Here is a 16,701-nt window from a genome sequence, read left to right on the forward strand (position 1 = left end):
CACGGCCGGCACGATCGGGCCCCGCCCCGGGTCCCTTCGCCGCCGGGCCCCGGAAGACCATGGGCGGGACGTGGGGGCCGTACCCGGTTCAGCCCGCCGAAGGGACGTCCACGCCCTCGGCAACGGCATCCAGACGGCCCGCCTTGGCCTCCTGGACGATCGAGCCGAACTGATCGGCGCTCATCCGGATCTGCTGACCGAAGTCGTCGGTGATCACGACCCTGCGGTCCTCCGGCGCGGTCTCGTCGACGAACAGTTGCGGGCACCCGCAGTCGCAGTTGCCGCAGAACGTCGCCAGGGGTTCCAACGCACTCGGATCCATCATGTGTTCTCCTCGCTCCGCGTCCGCCACGCAGTCGGCCGCCGGTCAGGGGCGGACGGCTGCGTGGGCCGTCGCGGTAGGCATTCCCGGAGCGGCGTCGTGCAAGCCGAGGGCGCGGATACGGCCGGGGCGCGGCCGGACGCCACCGTGCTTCAGGTGCCTCCGGTCGCACGCGGAAGGCGGAAACCGCAGGACCCGGTCGTGCGACTACCTGGGAGAGGTCTGCCCGCCCCGCCGGGTTCCCCGGTGCGATGCGGCCGGACGGGCGCACCGGTCCCGCTCAGCCGTGGGTGGGGTAGTCGGTGTAACCGACGGGCCCGCCGGTGTACATCGCGTACTTCGACCGTACGGCGTTGACGGGCGCGCCGGCACGCAGCCGTTCGACGAGGTCGGGGTTGGCCAGGAAGGGGCGGCCCAGCGCGATGAGGTCGGCGCCGGCCGCGAGCAGCCGTTCGGCCGCCTCCCTGCCCCCGTCGGCGGGGATCCGGTCCGCCGGCAGCACCGGATTGGCGATGAGGGTCCCCGGCCAGATCTCGCGGAGACGGGCGAACAGCGGCTGCTCCGGGGAGGCGAAGGCGACGTGCAGGTAGGCCAGGCCCTTGTCCGCGCTGGCCGCGAGCAGAGCCGGGTAGAGGACATCGGCGTCGGTGTCCGTGACTCCGTTGACGGCGTGGCCGGGGGAGACGCGGAGGCCGGTGCGCTCGCCGCCGACCGCGTCGGCGACGGCGGCGGTGACCTCGGTCGTGAAGCGGATGCGGTTCTCGACGCTGCCGCCGTACGCGTCGGTGCGGAGGTTGGTGTTCGGGGCCAGGAACTGGTGCAACAGGTAGCCGTTGGCGCTGTGCACCTCCACCCCGGCGAACCCGGCGTCGACGGCCCGGCGTGCCGCGGCGGCGAAGTCGTGGATCGTGGCGCGGATGTCCTCGGAGGTCATCTCCCTCGGCGTGACCGCCTCCTGACGCCCGGTCGGTGTGTGGATCGGTTCGGGCAGCGGGACCGGAGAGGGGGCGATCGGGGTGAAACCGCTGGTGTCGGGGTGGCCGACGCGTCCGCCGTGCTGGATCTGGAGGAACATCGGCCCGCCGCCGGCCGCCCGGACCGCCTCGGTGACCCGCCGCCAGCCTTCGGTGTGGGCGTCGGAGTGCAGGGCGGTGATGTTCGGGTAGGTCCGGCCCACCGGGCTGGGGGTCGACGCCTCGGCGATGATCATGCCCGCACCGGCGCGCTGGGCGTAGTACTCGGCCATCAGCGGGGTGGCGGTGCCGTCGACCTCGGCACGGTTGCGGGTCATCGGCGCCATGACCAGGCGGTTGGCCAGCTCGTGCCGGCCGAGGCGGGCGGGGGAGAGGAGGAGCGACGTCGTGGTCTCGGAGGTCATGCACGTACCGTAAAACCTGACACCGGTGTGAGAATCAAGGCGAAGGGGGTGTGTTCCGGGTCATGCGTATCGGTGAGCTGTCCCGGCGCACGGGCGTCAGCGAGCGCTCGTTGCGCTACTACGAGCAAGAGGGCCTGCTGGGGGCCGAGCGGACACCTGGAGGCCATCGGGAGTACACCGAGGCCGCGGTGGCCAGGGTCCGTCGCATCCAGGTGCTCTACGCGGCGGGGCTGTGCAGCGCCAAGATCGTGAAGCTGCTGCCCTGCATGCGCGACGGTGACGGAGGGCCCTCCGCGACGGCCGACGCCTTCCTGGTCGGCGAGCTGACCGTCGAACGCGCCCGCATCGACCGCCTGATCGAGGACCTGCGACGCTCCCGCTCGCTGCTGGACGACGTCATCGCGGCGGCCGCCGGGGGACGGGAGGAGCCGGGTCCCTGATTCCGGCCGGCGGCGCGGTGCTCCGGCTGCGACGCCCCCGATGGGCGGCGTTCCGGCAACCATGCCCCCGGCGGCGGGCCCGCATCCGCCCGGACGGGTGGGCACGTTCCCCCATGCCGTCATCCGGTCGGCGCCATCCGACGGGTACGGGCCCCTTCCGGACCGAGCCCGCGAGTCGCCCGGTTGCGGAGAGTGACTTCGGCCGGTGAGCCCCCGACGTGCAGATCGCCGGAGCGGCCCCCAACCTGGAGTGAAGCCGGGAAGAGGCCCCCGGCGGGCTGTGGCCGTCGGAAGGAGCGGAGGCGAATCGTCCCCATGGCATCCGCATCCGCATCGAAGTCCGCATCGGAACCCGACGACGACGCCGCGCTGGTCGTCGTGGGCCCGTCGGGAGCCGTGCTGGAGTGGAGCCGGGAGGCCGGAGAGCTCTTCGGCAGGACGGCCTCCGACGCGGTGGGCCGCCCGGCCTGGGAGCTGCTCGCCCCGGCGGACGGGAAGCACCGGCGCACGGGCGACGCGGAGGAGCCGGACGAACTGGTCGTGCGCCTGGTGACCCGCGGCGACGGCTCGCGCGCCTGGGGCCTGTTCAGGGCGGCTCCCGCAGCCGATGACGACCCTCTCGGACAGGCCCTGCTGAGGGCCCTGTTCACCATGTCGCCCATCGGCATGCACGTGCTGGACGCCGAGTTGCGCGTACTGCGGGTCAACATGGCGGCCGGCGGGGTGAGCGGCATCCCCGCCGAGCAGTTGATCGGGCACCGGCTCGAGGAGGTGACCCGTCTCACCAGCCCCGAGGCCACCACCGCCATGATGAAGGAGGTGCTGGCCACCGGTGAGCCCGCCCTCGACAGGATCGTGGGGGCAAACCCGCCTACCGACCCGACCCGGGAGCACCTCTACCAGGTGTCCGTTTTCCCGCTCCGCGACCCGGGCGGGCTGATCCTCGCTGTCGCGGCGTCGGTCGTCGACGTCACCGGGCGCGAACAGGCCCTGTCGCGCACCCGCGTGCTCAACGCGGCGCGCGAGGGAGTGGGACGCACCCTGGAGATGGACACGACCTGCGCGGAACTGGTCCGTGTCCTGGTACCCGACTTCGCGGACGACGCGGAGGTCGACCTCCTGGACCCGGTCATCCGCGGTGACGAACCCCCGCTCGCACCCGTCCCGCTCGAAATGCCGCTGCGCCGCATGGCCTTCGCCTCGGCCGACGAGCCGCACGAGGGCGGTTCGCCGGGGCCCTTCCGCTTTCCGGCGGCGTGGTCGCAGTCCCTCACCGACCTGCGGCCCCACCTCATCGTCCACGACCCGGAGCCCGGTTCCCTACCCTCGGAGGTCCATTCGGCGCTCATCACCCCGCTGACGCTCCGGGGCGGAGTCCTCGGGACGCTGAGCCTCCACCGGTCGGCCGGGCGCACGCCGTTCGACCAGGAGGACCTCGATCTCGCTCTGGAGCTGGCCGCACGCACCGCGCTGCACATCGACAACTCCCGCCGCTACACGCGTGAACACACCATCGCAGTCACACTCCAGCGACACCTGCTCCCGCAGGACCCTCCCCGCCGCGACGCTCTGGAGACGAGCCACTTCCACCGTCCCAGAGGAGCCGGCGGAGGGTGGTCCGACGTCATCCCCCTGTCCGGGGCGCGCGTGGCGTTCACCGTCGGCCGGGTGTCCGGAGAGGGCATCCAGTCGACCGCCGCCATGGGCCAACTGCGCACCGCCATCCACACCCTGTCGTCCCTGGACCTCGAATGCGACGAACTGCTCGCCCGGCTCAACGACACGGCCGCCCGGCTCGCCGCCGAGCGGGCGGCCGCCGACTCGGGCCGCCTTCCGCAGGAGGAGGCGCTGACCGCGTCGCTCGCGTACGGCATCTACGACCCGCTCACGCTCAGCTGCACGATCGCCCTCGCCGGACACCCGCCCCCGCTGCTCGTGCACCCCGACGGGACGACGGAGATCCCGGAGCTCCCGAGCGCCCCGGCCCTCGGCGAGGACGTCGACGGCGCGGTGTTCGCCGCGACGTCCCTCGATCTCCAGGCCGGCACCGTCATCGGGCTGGCCGCCGCGCGCGACTGGGTGCGGCGCAGGCTGACCGAATGGGGCCTCGACGCGCTGACGTTCGGCACGGAACTCATCGTCAGCGAACTCGCCACCAACGCGATCTGCTACGGAACGCCCCCGCTGCAGGTCAGGCTGGTCAACGGCCCCACGTTGACGTGCGAGGTCAGCGATTCGAGTTTCGTCGCCCCGCATCTGCGCCATGCCCGGACCACGGACGAGGGCGGGCGCGGCCTGTTCATCTGCGCGGAGCTCGCCCAGCGCTGGGGCGCCCGGTTCACGAGCAGGGGCAAGACGATCTGGACCGAGCAGGCGCCGCCCAGGCCGGGTGCACCGGCCCAGCCGTAGTCGGCGGGCGGGGGCGGGTGTGCTGCGGTCAACTCCTCCTGGGCGTACAGCGGCGAGAACGGCGGGGCCACCCTCGACCACCAGTACTACGACGACGGCGCCACGCACCACCTCTCCGTCCCGGGCAGGAAGCAGAGCGCCGGCGCCGACCTGGACCGCGACGTGTGGCGTATCAGGATCTGTGTGCCCGCCTCCGCGGGAGAAGGGGTGTCCTGGGTCTGCTCGAACCGGCGCCGACGCCGGCTCCGCGCCTCCGGGCCGGACCGCATCGCGGGACCGGGGGTGCGAGGCCCTTCCGTGGTGGCGGGCTCGCGCTCCCCTCCAGGCCGTGCCCGCAGGGTGACGGCGCGAGCCGGCGGTGATCCCGGCGGGCGAGAACGCATGCCCGCCAGGACGGATAAGAAACAGATAAGTTTCCAGGCATGGGCCGGGAGTGCCGGGGCACCCGCCTTCTCGGAGGTTGATAACTATGGTTCCCCTGCTTCTCGTCCTGCTTCTCGCCCTGGTCCTCTTCGGGGCCGGGTTCGCACTCAAGGCCCTGTGGATCGTCGCCGTGATCGTGCTCGCCGTCTGGCTGCTCGGTTTCGTCATGCGTTCCGCCGGTACCGGTGGCCGACGCGGCCGTTGGTACCGCTGGTAGCCACCACCCGTCCCCACGGCGCTGCGGGGCGGTCCCGGACCTGAGGTCTGGGACCGCCCCGCAGCCATGTGCGGTTCGCGTGAAAATGCGGTGACCGGCGCGAGGGGCGCGCACCGGCGGGGCAGAAGCACGGTGTGGCCGGGGGCCCACCGGACGCGCGGGGGAACCGCGCGCCTCCACCGGTGGGCCCCCGGCCACCTCCGCCCGGCCGCGGGCGGCTCCCTTACGATCGCCCCGTGTGCGCAAACGTCATCGTCGCGGAAGACGACGCGAAACAGGCCGAGCTGATCCGCCGCTACCTCGAACGCGAGGGGCACGCCGTCACCGTGGTGTCGGACGGCCTCGCGGCGCTGGAACAGGCCCGGCAGGGTTCGCCCGACCTGCTCGTCCTCGACGTGATGATGCCCCGGGCCGACGGGCTCGACGTGGTACGCATCCTCCGTGCCGAGAGGCGGGAGACCGCCGTCCTCATGCTGACCGCCCGGGCCACAGAGGACGACCTGCTGCTCGGGCTCGACCTCGGCGCGGACGACTACATGACGAAGCCGTACAGTCCGCGGGAACTCATGGCGCGCGTACGGACCCTCCTGCGCCGCACCCGGAGGGACGCGGAGCGCGAGAACAACGGTCACGTCCTGACGGTGGGCACGCTGGCCGTCGACCCCCTGCGCCACGAGGTCGCGGTCGACGGCCTGGGCGTCGAGTGCACGCCGGGCGAGTTCCGGCTGCTGTCGACGATGGCCGCCGAGCCGGACCGGGTGTTCACGCGTGAACAACTGCTCGCCGAACTCCACGGTTTCGACCGCTACATCAGCAGCCGCACCGTCGACGTGCACATCATGAACCTCCGCAAGAAGATCGAGCCCGCACCCAGGCGCCCCGTGCGGCTGCTCACCGTCTTCGGCGTCGGCTACAAGCTCACGGACCCGCGGAAGGGCGCCTCACGTGCCGCGTCGCTCTGACCACGCCGGCCACCATCGGCTGCCCCTGCGCAAGAGCCTGCTGGGCCGGCTGCTGGCGGTGTCGGCGCTCGTGGCGGCCTGTTCGGTGGCCGCGACGGCGTGGCTGGCCGTGCAGGGGACGTCCGGCGCCATCGAACAGGAGCAGGGGCGCAACCTCGCGGCGGACACCAGAGTCCTGGACACCCTTCTCGCCTATGCGGCCGAACACCCCGGCTGGCAAGGAGTGGGGGCCACCGTCGACCGACTCGCCGACGCGTCCGACCGGCGGATCACCCTCACGACCCAGAGCCGGGCGGTACTCGCCGACTCGGCCGGTTCCACCCCGTCCCCACCGCCGCTGCCGCCCCAGGCCTCCGCGGTCGTGGACCCGCTGTCCGTGGCCGCGGTGACACCGGGGTCCGAGGCCGGGTCGGTGACGGTCGCGGCACCCGGAGCGGACGGGGAGCCGCGCTCCACGAGCGACCGTGTCGACCCCCGGGCCGTCGGCCCGTTCCGGCTGCCCCAGGCCGAGCGCGTGTCGCTGAAGCGCGCCGCCGACGCGGCGGTGCTCTGCCTCAGCCGCTCCGGGATCGCCTCCGACGTCGTCGAGGGGCCGAGCGGGCGGCCCCGCATAGCGGTGGTGGGCAACGACCCCGACCGTACGCGCAGTACCCGGTGCTCCATGGACACGCTCGACCGCCCCACGGCCACCGAGCGCAAGGCCCTCACCGCGCTGAACGAACTCGTGGACGCGTGCCTGGACCGGCAGGGCCGCGAAGCGGTACGTCTGGACCTCGACCTCTCCTGGAACAGGGCGGGGGACCCGCGCACCGCGGCGTACAGCGAGCCGACTCCCGTGCCCGCCACCCGTGTTCCCCTCGGGCCCGACCCGACAGCGGCACCCGTGGACGACGCCGGGGAGGCACCGTCGCCGGCCGAGCGGTCCACCGCTCAGCCACGGCAGGCGGCGACGCCGATGCCCAGCCCGGCACTGCCCCCCGACAGTGAGAACGACCGCGACATCGCCTCGTGCGTCGCCATCGCGCGTCAGGAGCAGCTCAGTTCGTACGTGGCGTCTCCCGTGCTGCTGTTCATCACCGACCCCGGTGGCGGCGCGGTCCCGGGATTCGAGCTGTCGTCGGCGAACACGGCGAAGATCACCGGTGTCGCCGCGCTGGTCCTCGCGCTCACCGTCGGGGCCTCGGTGCTCGCCGGCGCCCGGCTCGTACGGCCGCTGCACGCGCTCACCGGCGCCGCGCAGCGGATGCGCGACGGGGAGGACCCGCCGCACGTGGTCGTCGCCGCCGACAACGAGATCGGCCGCCTGGCTGCCGCCTTCAACGACATGTCGGCCCACCGCGCACGCCTGGAGGAGCAGCGCAAGGTGATGGTGAGCGATGTCGCTCACGAACTGCGCACCCCGCTGAGCAACATCCGCGGGTGGCTGGAGGGGGCGCAGGACGGCATCGCCGACCCGGACGCGACCTTCGTCTCCTCGCTCCTGGAGGAGGCCGTGCAGCTCCAGCACATCATCGACGACCTCCAGGACCTGGCGGCGGCCGACGCCGGAGCGCTGCGGCTGCACCCGGAAGCGGTGCGGATCGACGACCTGCTCGCCCACGTCGTGGCCGCCCACCAGGCGCCGGCCGAAGCCGCCGGTGTGAGCCTGGACGTGGACCGGCCCGCCGGACACGACCCGGCCGCCGGACACGACCCCGCCCGCGGACACGACCCCGCCCCCGGGCTCGTCGCAGACCCGGTGAGGCTGCGTCAGGCGATCGGCAACCTGGTGACCAACGCCGTGCGCCACACCCCGGCGGGCGGACGGGTCACCCTGCGGGCTTACGGTGCCGGGAAGGCGGGCCAGGACGTGGTGGTGGAGGTCGCCGACACCGGCACGGGCATCGCACCGCAGGACCTGCCCCACGTCTTCGACCGGTTCTGGCGTGCCGAGAAGTCCCGCAACCGCCGCACCGGCGGCAGCGGCCTGGGACTGGCCATCGTCCGCAAACTCGTCGAGGCGCACGGAGGTACGGCCGCCGTCGTCAGCACCGTGGGGGAGGGCTCCGTCTTCACGCTCCGGCTTCCCGCGGCGGGCCCTGATCCGACGGACACAGCGGTCTGACAGCTTCCTGACAACTCCACTCCACCCTGAGGGGACGCTCGGCCGCCCGGCGCGCACACGTGCACGGGCACCACAGAACGCCGAGCCGGAATCGGAGTCCTTCATGTCCCTTCGTCCCATCGTGCGCACCGCCGTCCTCACCGCCGTGGCGGCCGGTGCGGTGCTGCTCCCGTCCGCCGCGGCCCTGGCCGACGGCACGCCCACCCCGGTGCCCGCCGACCCCGCCACCTCGGCGGCCCCCGCGGAGCAGGCCGCCACCCCGGTGCCCAGCCAGGCGGGCCGCGACGAAAGGCCGACCGCCGCGCCGGCCCCCCTGCCGGCCGACCGGATGCCCCGCGGTGGTGTCGACGCGGGGGAGCGCCCCGCCCAGGACGCCGCCGGTACGGCGCTCTACGGCTCGGCGGCCGGCGCGGTGCTGCTCGCGGGCGCCGGAGTCCTCGTCGTACGCCGCCGGACCGCCGCCCAGCGCAACGGCTGATCCCGCACGATGGCGCCGCTTCCTCCAGGAGCGGCGCCATCCGCCGTACGCCACCCCGCACTTCCACGCACCGGAGTAGTCATGCCCTTCCTCACCCCGCACCCGTCGCGGCGGACCGCCGTGATCGCGGCGGCCGTCTGCCTGCTGCTCGCCCCCGTCACCGCCTGCGGCGCGGCCGACGCACCGGAGCGTTCCAGGAGCGCGGACCCCCGGATCTCCCCGGAGCCGCGGTCATCGCAGCCGCGGCCCCGGGAGTCGCCGAAGGCCATGGCGCCGTCACGGCTGACCGTTCCGTCGCTCGGGATAGACAGCGACCTGCTGAGACTGGGGCTGAACGAGGACGGCACGGTGGAGGTCCCGCCGGCCGAGAAGGGCATGACGGCCGGCTGGTGGGCGGGCGGGGCCGTCCCCGGCGAGCCGGGCGCCGCCGTGCTCATCGGCCACAACGACACGCGGTTCGGCGAGGCCGTCTTCCACGACCTGCACCGGATCGACCGGGGGGCCGACATCGCCGTGTCCGACGCGGCGGGCCGGCAGACGCACTTCAGGGTCACCGGCACGCAGACGGTCAGCAAGAAGGCCTTTCCCACCGGCAAGGTCTACGGACCGACCGACGAGCGTGTCCTCCGGCTGATCACGTGCGACGGGGCCTTCGACGCCGACGGGCACCCCGTGGACAACCTCATCGTGTACGCCTCACTGCGCTGAGGCCCCTCCTCCCCACCTCCGGGTCCGCCGGCGGTGGGGTTCCGCAGACGCGGCCCGCCGGACCGTGGGCACCCCCGGCCGTTCGTGGCGGACCGGTGGAGGTCCCTCACGGGCACCGCCACCACTCTTGACGGGTACACGCATACAAGCCAAGAATGATCGCGCAGTGCGATCTGACAACGTTGTCTAAGGCTGGAGAGGCGTTCTCCCCATGAGATGGACCCACGTGACACGCAGTGCGGGGACGGTGGCCGTCACGGCCGCGCTCCTCGGCGGCGCCCTCGCCGCGCCCGCCGCGGCGGACGGAGGGGCGCACGCCGAGCGCGGCCGGCTGACCGATCTCGTCAACGCGTTCATCGGAACCGAGAACGAGGGCAACACCTATCCCGGCGCCGCCGTGCCGTTCGGCATGGTGCAGTTCTCGCCCGACACCGGCCACAACACCGGATACGACTACTCGGAGAACCACATCAGGGGCTTCTCCACCGTTCACATCTCCGGCGTGGGCTGCGGACTCGGCGGCGACCTCCCCGTACTGCCGACGACCGGCGACATCACGTCCACGGACAACGCGGCCTACGCCGCCGAGTTCAGCCACGACGACGAGAAGGCGAGCCCCGGCACCTACACCGTCGGTCTGAAGACCGGCATCAAGGCCGAACTCAGCGCCACCGAGCGCACCGGCGTGCAGCGCTACACCTTCCCCGCCACCGACAAGGCCAACGTCCTCATCAACGCGGGCCAGTCGCTGCACAGGACGGTCGGCACCCGGGTCGAGATCCTGGACAGCCGCACGGTGCGCACCGCCATCACCGGCAGCGGATTCTGCCAGGACACCAAGCCGTACACCGTCTACACGATCACCCGCTTCGACCGGCCCTTCACCACCTCGGGCACGTGGAAGGGCGAGCAGGTCACCGAGGGCTCGAAGACCTCGACGGCGGGCGGCGAGCGCAACGGTGCCTTCCTGCGCTTCGACACCACCAAGGACCGCACCGTCGAGGCGACCACGGCGATCTCGTACGTCGACGCCGAGGGGGCGGCCCTCAACCTCCGCGCCGAGGGCGGCCGTCCGTACGACAAGGTCGCACGCGCCGCGCAGGCCGCGTGGGAGGACAGGCTCGGCGACGTCAAGGCGCAGGGCGGTGGCGAGACCCTCCGCCGGACCTTCTACTCGTCCCTCTACCGCGCGTTCCTCGCACCGAACATCGGCAGCGACGTCGACGGCCGCTACACCGGCTGGGACCAGAAGACCCACCGGGCCAAGGGCTTCACCTACTACCAGAACTGGTCGCTCTGGGACACCTACCGCACCCAGGCCCAGCTGCTGTCGCTCCTCGCACCGGGCGAGTCCCGCGACATGGCGATCTCCGTCATCAAGATCGACGAGGACAGCGGCTGGCTGCCCAAGTGGGGCTACGGCACGGTCGAGACGAACATCATGACCGGCGACCCGGTCACCCCGTTCCTCACCAACGCCTACCAGCAGGGCCTGCTCAAGGGGTACGAGGAGCAGGCGTACCGGGCGCTGAAGAAGAACGCCGACGGTGTGCCCCCGGCCGGCTCCGCCCCCGTCGGCCGCGAGGCCAACAAGGAGTACCTCGCCGACGGCTTCGCCCCCTACATCAAGGGCCGCCCGCACGCGAAGCCCGGCGACTCCGACTACGACCACGGCGCGTCCGCGACCCTGGAGTACGCCCTGTCCGACGCGATGCTCGGACAGATGGCGAAGGAGCTGGGCCACGAGGAGGACGCCGAGCGGTACACCCGGCGCGCCCAGAACTACCGGAAGATCTTCGACAGTTCGACCGGATTCTTCCGGGCCCGTGACGTGGACGGCGCCTTCACCGGGCCCGCCGACCCGGCACAGAGCGAGGGCTTCCATGAGGGCACGTCCTGGCAGTACCAGTGGCTCGTGCCCCAGGACCTGCCCGGCATGGTCTCCCTGATCGGCGGCACGCAGGCCGCCAACGAGCGCCTCGACTCGTTCTTCGCCTACGACCAGCTGGTGAAGGACCCGGCGAAGACCGCCCGGGAGGTGTGGGTGAACGGGCCGTACGACTACTACAACGCGGACAAGTACAACCCGCAGAACGAGCCCGACCTGATCGCCCCGTACACCTACCTCTCCACCGGTCAGCCGTCGAAGACGACCGACGTGGTGCACGCGGCGCTCACCCTGTTCACCGACGCCCCGACGGGCATGACCGGGAACGACGACCTCGGGACGATGTCGGCGTGGAACGTCCTGTCCTCGATCGGGATCTTCCCGGTCCAGCCGGGCACCGACACCTGGGGCCTCTCCACCCCGGTCTTCGAGCGCGTGGACCTCACCCTGGACCGGCGCTACTACCCCGAGGGCCGTCTGACGGTGAAGGCCCCCGGGACCTCCGACTCGGCGCGCTACATCCGCTCGGCGCGGACCGACGGGGCGGCGTACGGGAAGACCTACCTGACCACCGAGGACATCCGCGGCACCCGCGAACTGTCCTTCGAGGTCGGCACGGCTCCCTCCGACTGGGGCACATCGGCGGATGCCGCGCCGCCCGCCCTCGACTGACCGCTCCGGCAACCAGGACCCGCCCCCGGACGAGAGGCGGGTCCTTCCGCGCTCAGGCTCCCGCGGGCCCGCCGGGATCCGGCCGTCCGTGCAGGAACGTCACCTGCGGCGCGCCCGTCAGGGGATGGACGGCGACCTCGCCGGTCACGCCGTACACCCGGTCGAGCAGCGCCGGTGTCAGCACGTCCACGGGCGTGCCCGATGCGACCACCTCGCCGTCGGCCAGGACGTACAGGCGGTCGCAGTAGCGGGCGGCGAGATTGAGGTCGTGCAGGGCGACCAGGACCGTGGCCGGAAGCCGCCGCAGCGCGCCGAGGACGGACAACTGGTGCCGGATGTCGAGGTGGTTGGTCGGCTCGTCCAGGACCAGGAGCGTGGGCTCCTGGGCGAGGGCCCGGGCGATGAGGACGCGCTGGCGCTCACCGCCCGACAGCCGGTCGAAGGGACGCGCCGCCAGTCCGGTGACGTCCACGGCGGCGAGGGCGGACGCGATCACCTCGGCGTCCTCGGCGGTGTCCCCCGCGAGCAGCCGCTTGTGCGGTGTACGCCCCATCGCCACCACCTCGCCGACCGACAGGTCGAATTCGCCCGCCGACTCCTGCGTCACCGCCGCCACCATGCGTGCCAGCCGGCGCACCGGGAGGGACCAGGCGTCCTGCCCGTCCACCCGGACCTCGCCGGTGACGGGCCGCAGGACGCGGTAGACGGCGCGCAGCAGACTGGACTTGCCGCTGCCGTTGGGGCCCACGAGGCCGATCACCTCACCGGGCCGCGCGGTCAACGAGACCTCGGTGACGAGGCGGTGGGCGCCGGCCGTGAGCGTGACCCCGTCGACGACGAGTGCGGTCGCGGTCATGCCACTCCTTCGCCGGTGCCGCGCCGCGCGTCGCGGCGCATGAGCCAGAGGAAGAACGGCCCGCCGCACAGTGCGGTGAGCACCCCGACCGGGATCTCCGTGGGCGCGGCCACCACGCGTGCGGCGATGTCCGCCCAGACGAGGAAGACCGCCCCGCCGAGCGCGGCCGTGGGCAGCACCCGGCGGTGGTCACCGCCGACGAACAGCCGGACGATGTGGGGCAGCATCAGACCGACGAAGCCGATCGGTCCCGATGCGGCGACCAGCACCCCCGTGACCAGGGACAGCAGCACGAACATCCGCGAGCGGAAGCGGGCGACGTCCAGTCCCATGGTGGTGGCCGCCTCCTCGCCCGCCAGCAGAAGGTTCAGGTTGCGCGCCTGCAGGGACAGCACGGCGATGCCCAGCAACAGGGCGGCGCCGGGCAGCCAGAGGGTCGCCCAGCTGACGCCGCCGAGACCGCCGAGGGTCCAGGCGAGCACCGCCCGGGCCTCGTTGCCCCGGTCCGTGGTCAGCAGGAGCAGGTCCAGCACCGCGGTGAGCACCGCCGCGATCGCCACACCGGACAGCACCAGGCGTACGGAGCTGATGCGGCCCCCCGTACGCGCGGTGGCGTACACCAGCAGCAGGGCGCCCAGCGCACCGGCGAACGCGGCGGCCGACAGCGACACCGGGCCGAACAAGGTCACCCCGAACACGATCACGCTCACCGCGCCCAGGGACGCCCCCGACGAGACACCCAGCAGGTAGGGCTCGGCGAGCGGGTTGCGGACGAGCGCCTGCATGGCGGTGCCCACCACCGCGAGCCCGGCGCCGGTCACCGCCCCGAGCAGGACGCGCGGGGCGCGTACGTCGAGCACGATGGTCTCGCGCGCCGGGGACCACGAGGGCGGTGACCGGTCGACGCCGATCGCGTGCGCCACGATGCCCCACACCTGACCGGGCGGCACGTGCACCGAGCCGATCGCCAGCCCCGCGGTCAGCGAGACGAGCAGCAGCGCGGTCAGGACGAGCAGGGTGAGCGCCGGCGTGCCGCGGCCCGTCACCTTCCCGGCGGGCCGTTTCCCCCCGGCCCGCCGGCCGGGAACCTCCACGGTGGGAGCGGTCACCGGAAGCTCTCGGGGTGCAGGCCGCGGGCGAGATCCCCGACCGCGTAGGCCGACCGGATCCCGACCAGGGTCGCGGTCAGCGGCAGGACGACGAACCGCTTGTTCCTGATCGCCGGCACGTCGGCGAGCGCGGGCTGGGAGAGGAGGTACTTCTCCTTCTGCTCGATGCTGTCGGAGCCCGCGTAGTCGTAGATGGCGATGGCCTCCGGCCTGCGCTCCACGACCTGCTCCCAGGAGACGTCCCCGAAGACGTCGTCCAGGTCCGCGAAGACGTTCTTCCCGCCGGCGAGCCGGATCAGTTCCGTGCCGAGGCTCTTGCCGCCCGCGGTGAACGCCGACTTGTCGCCGCTGTCGTAGACGAACACCGGCACGTCCGCCTCGCCGTCGACCGCGGAGGCGGCCTTGCCGACACGGCCCTTCAGGTCCGACACGAGCGAGTCGGCGCGCCCCGGCACACCGAAGATCGTGCCGATGGTGCGTATCTCCTCGTACGTGTCCTCCATCGTCACCTGCTTCTTGCCGCAGTACTCGCGGTTGAGGTAGGTGTCGATGCCCGCGTCGGCGAACGCCTTGCGGGAGCGGCCCTCCTTCTCGCCGAACGCGCTGCCGTAGCCGCCGTAGACGAGATCGGGCTCGGCGTCCAGGACCGTCTCGAACGACGGCTCCTCCTCGGCGAGCTCCGGGACGGCCTCGTAGGCCTTCCTCAGTTCCGGCAGTACGGACGAGTCCGGGTAGGCGGTCCCGACCATGCGGTCCCCGAGACCGAGGGCGAGCATCAGCTCCGCCGGATGCTGGTGGATGGTGACGACCCGGGCCGGAGGCCGCGTGTACGTCGTCTTCACACCGCAGTTGTCGATGGTGACCGGGAAGCCGGCGGGCGACGACGCCGCGGCCCCCGGGTCGTCACCCGGGCCGTCGGACGAGCCGCAGCCCGCCGTCAGCGCGAGCGCCGACAGAGCGAGTACGCCGGCCGCCGTGCGCAGGGCGCCGCGCCTGCGGGAGTTGAGTGCGTGAGGGAAAAGGGGCATGCCTGTGAACACGTGAAGCCTCCTGGGGAGTCCGCGCTCCTCGGATCGGGCCCGCGACAGGCCAGTGTCCTGACTCCCGGGATCGGCGCCCCCGCTCCGCCGCGCGGTGCGCGGTGGCATGCGGAGGGTCCGCGTTCCCCGGTCACAGTGGCGGGACCGTGCCGGATTCACACCGGCTTCCTGTCTCCCGTCGCGGCGATGACCAGGTGATCCTACGTTCTGCCGGGACGGGGCGGGACGGGCCCCCGTCCGCACGCTCGCGCGGGCCGCCCCGCCTCGGGTGCCCGCAGCCGCCCCGGGGCTGCCCGCCGCGCCACCGGTCGCCGGATGCCATGATGGTCCACGACAGGGCGACGGCGGCCCGAGGAAGCCGGTGCGAATCCGGCGCGGTCCCGCCACTGTGATCGGCGAGCGGATCCCGCGACGTCCACCGCCCCCCACGGGGGCGGGAAGGACGGGACGAGCCACGACCCGAGAGCCAGGAGACTCACGCGGTCGCCTCCTCGACGTACCCCGGGGCGGATCTCCCCGGAGAGAGGGGGGTTCGGCATGTCCGAGAACCCGGCCGAAGAGGTCTTCGGCAGCACCGTGCCACCACCGGTGACGGGGCGGGTGCCCTGCCGGATCGTCGTGTGCCGGGACTGCTGCTGCGGCAGCCCCAAGGTGACCGGGGACCACGCGGCGCAGACCGCGCGGCTGCGCGGCGCGGCACCGGTGCGGGTCTCCGAATGCCTCGACGTGTGCGACCAGGCCAACGTCGTCGTCGTACAGCCCTCCACCGAGGGCAGGGCCGCGGGAGCCCGGCCCGTCTGGCTGGGTCTGGTCAACGACCCGGACGCCACCGAGGACATAGCCGCCTGGGCACGTGCCGGCGGCCCCGGGGTCGCGCCCCGGCCGGCGATCCTCGATCTGTACGCCTTCGCTCCCCCTCGGCGCCGTGCGGCCACCTGAGCGGGTGCCACCGGGCCCGCCCGACGCCGCACGCGCGCCGGGCGACGCCGTGGCGAGCGCTCTGGCCGAGGTGGCGGCGCTGGGTGGCTTCTTCGCGCTGCGCACGGACGCGCCCGACGAAGGCTGGCACCCCGTCGGCGCGTCCTACGCCCGTGGTTTCGCCGACCTGGCCACGGCCGTCGCCGACCGGTACCGCACGGATCTGCGCGTCGGCGTGTCCATCGCCCAGCTCGGCCACGCGGCACGCCTCTGGTCACCCGTGCTGGCCTGCACGCTGCTCCACGGCATCGTGCCGGACCTGGACACCCTGCGCAGGGAGGACACCGGCTCGGCACTCGGGCTGCCTGCCCCCGCCGGGTGGTACGCCGACCGCCTCGCGGAACCCGAACACACCCTCGGCGCCCAGGTCATGGACCATCTGGCACGGCTGGAGGCCGGTCTGGCCGTCAGGATCGCACCACGCCTGCTGGACGGCAACGCCGCCTCCGCGCTGATGGGTTCGGCCGGCGTCCTGCTGGCCGCCCGTCCGGACATCCGGGGGCCGCTCACCCGCCTGGTGGACCGACTGCTCGGCACGGGGCGGCTCGTGGGAACGGGCTCGGTCACCGGACCGGGCCTGGGCTTCCGCCGGCGCAGCTGCTGCCTCTACTACCGGACGCCGGGCGGCTCGACGTGCGGGGACTGCTGCCTCGCCCGCTGAGCCGTGCCGCTGACGCGGACGTGGCGCCGCGAGGGCACCGGCCGGGGCGACCGCCC

At 73.0% G+C, this 16,701-nt stretch carries 14 protein-coding genes, 1 pseudogene and 2 riboswitches; of the genes and pseudogenes, 10 read left to right on the forward strand and 5 right to left on the reverse strand.

Going from position 1 to position 16,701, the window contains the following annotated elements; translation table 11 throughout:
- Nucleotides 1–88: 88 nt before the first annotated feature.
- Nucleotides 89–325 (reverse strand): hypothetical protein, encoded by a 237-nt coding sequence (locus tag OHT61_RS29370; RefSeq protein WP_329042338.1) that lies wholly within the window; start codon nucleotides 323–325, stop codon nucleotides 89–91.
- Nucleotides 326–602: 277 nt separating this feature from the next.
- Nucleotides 603–1,700, reverse strand: coding sequence for an alkene reductase (locus OHT61_RS29375; protein WP_329042339.1), 1,098 nt, complete (start codon nucleotides 1,698–1,700; stop codon nucleotides 603–605).
- Nucleotides 1,701–1,762: 62 nt separating this feature from the next.
- Between OHT61_RS29375 and OHT61_RS29380 the strand changes: the two genes are divergently transcribed.
- The 8 genes from OHT61_RS29380 to OHT61_RS29415 all read left to right on the forward strand — a co-directional run bounded on the left by OHT61_RS29380 (nucleotide 1,763) and on the right by OHT61_RS29415 (nucleotide 12,001).
- Nucleotides 1,763–2,140, forward strand: coding sequence for a MerR family transcriptional regulator (locus tag OHT61_RS29380; protein ID WP_329042341.1), 378 nt, complete (start codon nucleotides 1,763–1,765; stop codon nucleotides 2,138–2,140).
- A 315-nt stretch (nucleotides 2,141–2,455) separates the two neighbouring features.
- Nucleotides 2,456–4,549, forward strand: coding sequence for a SpoIIE family protein phosphatase (locus tag OHT61_RS29385; protein WP_329042343.1), 2,094 nt, complete (start codon nucleotides 2,456–2,458; stop codon nucleotides 4,547–4,549).
- A gap of 469 nt (nucleotides 4,550–5,018) precedes the next feature.
- Nucleotides 5,019–5,189, forward strand: a complete 171-nt coding sequence (locus tag OHT61_RS29390; RefSeq protein ID WP_327111949.1) for a hydrophobic protein — start codon at nucleotides 5,019–5,021, stop codon at nucleotides 5,187–5,189.
- Nucleotides 5,190–5,425: 236 nt separating this feature from the next.
- Complete coding sequence (locus OHT61_RS29395; protein ID WP_329042344.1) at nucleotides 5,426–6,151, forward strand: response regulator transcription factor; 726 nt, start codon at nucleotides 5,426–5,428, stop codon at nucleotides 6,149–6,151.
- Nucleotides 6,135–8,255 carry a sensor histidine kinase gene (locus tag OHT61_RS29400; protein ID WP_329042345.1) on the forward strand — a complete coding sequence of 707 codons (2,121 nt, stop codon included), beginning with the start codon at nucleotides 6,135–6,137 and terminating at the stop codon, nucleotides 8,253–8,255. Before OHT61_RS29395 ends, OHT61_RS29400 begins: the two co-directional genes overlap by 17 nt.
- Nucleotides 8,256–8,358: 103 nt before the next feature.
- Complete coding sequence (locus OHT61_RS29405) at nucleotides 8,359–8,733, forward strand: hypothetical protein (protein WP_329042346.1); 375 nt, start codon at nucleotides 8,359–8,361, stop codon at nucleotides 8,731–8,733.
- A gap of 81 nt (nucleotides 8,734–8,814) precedes the next feature.
- Nucleotides 8,815–9,441: a class F sortase gene (locus tag OHT61_RS29410; RefSeq protein ID WP_329042348.1), complete on the forward strand. Its 627-nt coding sequence runs from the start codon at nucleotides 8,815–8,817 to the stop codon at nucleotides 9,439–9,441.
- A 211-nt stretch (nucleotides 9,442–9,652) separates the two neighbouring features.
- Complete coding sequence (locus OHT61_RS29415; protein ID WP_329042349.1) at nucleotides 9,653–12,001, forward strand: GH92 family glycosyl hydrolase; 2,349 nt, start codon at nucleotides 9,653–9,655, stop codon at nucleotides 11,999–12,001.
- Between the two features lie 52 nt (nucleotides 12,002–12,053).
- Here OHT61_RS29415 and OHT61_RS29420 read toward each other — a convergent pair.
- The 3 genes and pseudogenes from OHT61_RS29420 to OHT61_RS29430 all read right to left on the reverse strand — a co-directional run.
- Nucleotides 12,054–12,758: pseudogene (locus tag OHT61_RS29420) on the reverse strand (ABC transporter ATP-binding protein); the annotation flags it as partial.
- Nucleotides 12,759–12,853: 95 nt separating this feature from the next.
- Nucleotides 12,854–13,966, reverse strand: coding sequence for a FecCD family ABC transporter permease (locus OHT61_RS29425; RefSeq protein ID WP_443049572.1), 1,113 nt, complete (start codon nucleotides 13,964–13,966; stop codon nucleotides 12,854–12,856).
- Nucleotides 13,963–14,994, reverse strand: a complete 1,032-nt coding sequence (locus OHT61_RS29430) for an ABC transporter substrate-binding protein (RefSeq protein ID WP_329042353.1) — start codon at nucleotides 14,992–14,994, stop codon at nucleotides 13,963–13,965. Before OHT61_RS29430 ends, OHT61_RS29425 begins: the two co-directional genes overlap by 4 nt.
- A gap of 42 nt (nucleotides 14,995–15,036) precedes the next feature.
- A riboswitch (cobalamin riboswitch) is annotated at nucleotides 15,037–15,214 on the reverse strand.
- Between the two features lie 144 nt (nucleotides 15,215–15,358).
- A riboswitch (cobalamin riboswitch) is annotated at nucleotides 15,359–15,482 on the forward strand.
- A 61-nt stretch (nucleotides 15,483–15,543) separates the two neighbouring features.
- Here OHT61_RS29430 and OHT61_RS29435 point away from each other — a divergent pair.
- Nucleotides 15,544–15,945 (forward strand): (2Fe-2S) ferredoxin domain-containing protein, encoded by a 402-nt coding sequence (locus tag OHT61_RS29435; RefSeq protein ID WP_329042354.1) that lies wholly within the window; start codon nucleotides 15,544–15,546, stop codon nucleotides 15,943–15,945.
- A gap of 49 nt (nucleotides 15,946–15,994) precedes the next feature.
- A complete protein-coding gene (locus OHT61_RS29440) occupies nucleotides 15,995–16,645 on the forward strand; it encodes a (2Fe-2S)-binding protein (protein ID WP_329042356.1) in 651 nt (216 codons plus the stop codon).
- Nucleotides 16,646–16,701 lie beyond the last annotated feature (56 nt).

The organism is Streptomyces sp. NBC_00178 (genome assembly GCF_036206005.1).
GTDB lineage: Bacteria > Actinomycetota > Actinomycetes > Streptomycetales > Streptomycetaceae > Streptomyces.

Excerpts from the sequence above, each read along its gene's own strand:
- OHT61_RS29380 (WP_329042341.1), top strand. The coding sequence starts at position 1,763 with ATGCGTATCGGTGAGCTGTCCCGGCGCACGGGCGTCAGCGAGCGCTCG.
- OHT61_RS29430 (WP_329042353.1), bottom strand. The coding sequence starts at position 14,994 with ATGCCCCTTTTCCCTCACGCACTCAACTCCCGCAGGCGCGGCGCCCTG.
- OHT61_RS29415 (WP_329042349.1), top strand. The coding sequence starts at position 9,653 with ATGAGATGGACCCACGTGACACGCAGTGCGGGGACGGTGGCCGTCACG.
- OHT61_RS29390 (WP_327111949.1), top strand. The coding sequence starts at position 5,019 with ATGGTTCCCCTGCTTCTCGTCCTGCTTCTCGCCCTGGTCCTCTTCGGG.
- OHT61_RS29370 (WP_329042338.1), bottom strand. The coding sequence starts at position 325 with ATGATGGATCCGAGTGCGTTGGAACCCCTGGCGACGTTCTGCGGCAAC.
- OHT61_RS29385 (WP_329042343.1), top strand. The coding sequence starts at position 2,456 with ATGGCATCCGCATCCGCATCGAAGTCCGCATCGGAACCCGACGACGAC.
- OHT61_RS29435 (WP_329042354.1), top strand. The coding sequence starts at position 15,544 with ATGTCCGAGAACCCGGCCGAAGAGGTCTTCGGCAGCACCGTGCCACCA.
- OHT61_RS29410 (WP_329042348.1), top strand. The coding sequence starts at position 8,815 with ATGCCCTTCCTCACCCCGCACCCGTCGCGGCGGACCGCCGTGATCGCG.
- OHT61_RS29405 (WP_329042346.1), top strand. The coding sequence starts at position 8,359 with ATGTCCCTTCGTCCCATCGTGCGCACCGCCGTCCTCACCGCCGTGGCG.
- OHT61_RS29375 (WP_329042339.1), bottom strand. The coding sequence starts at position 1,700 with ATGACCTCCGAGACCACGACGTCGCTCCTCCTCTCCCCCGCCCGCCTC.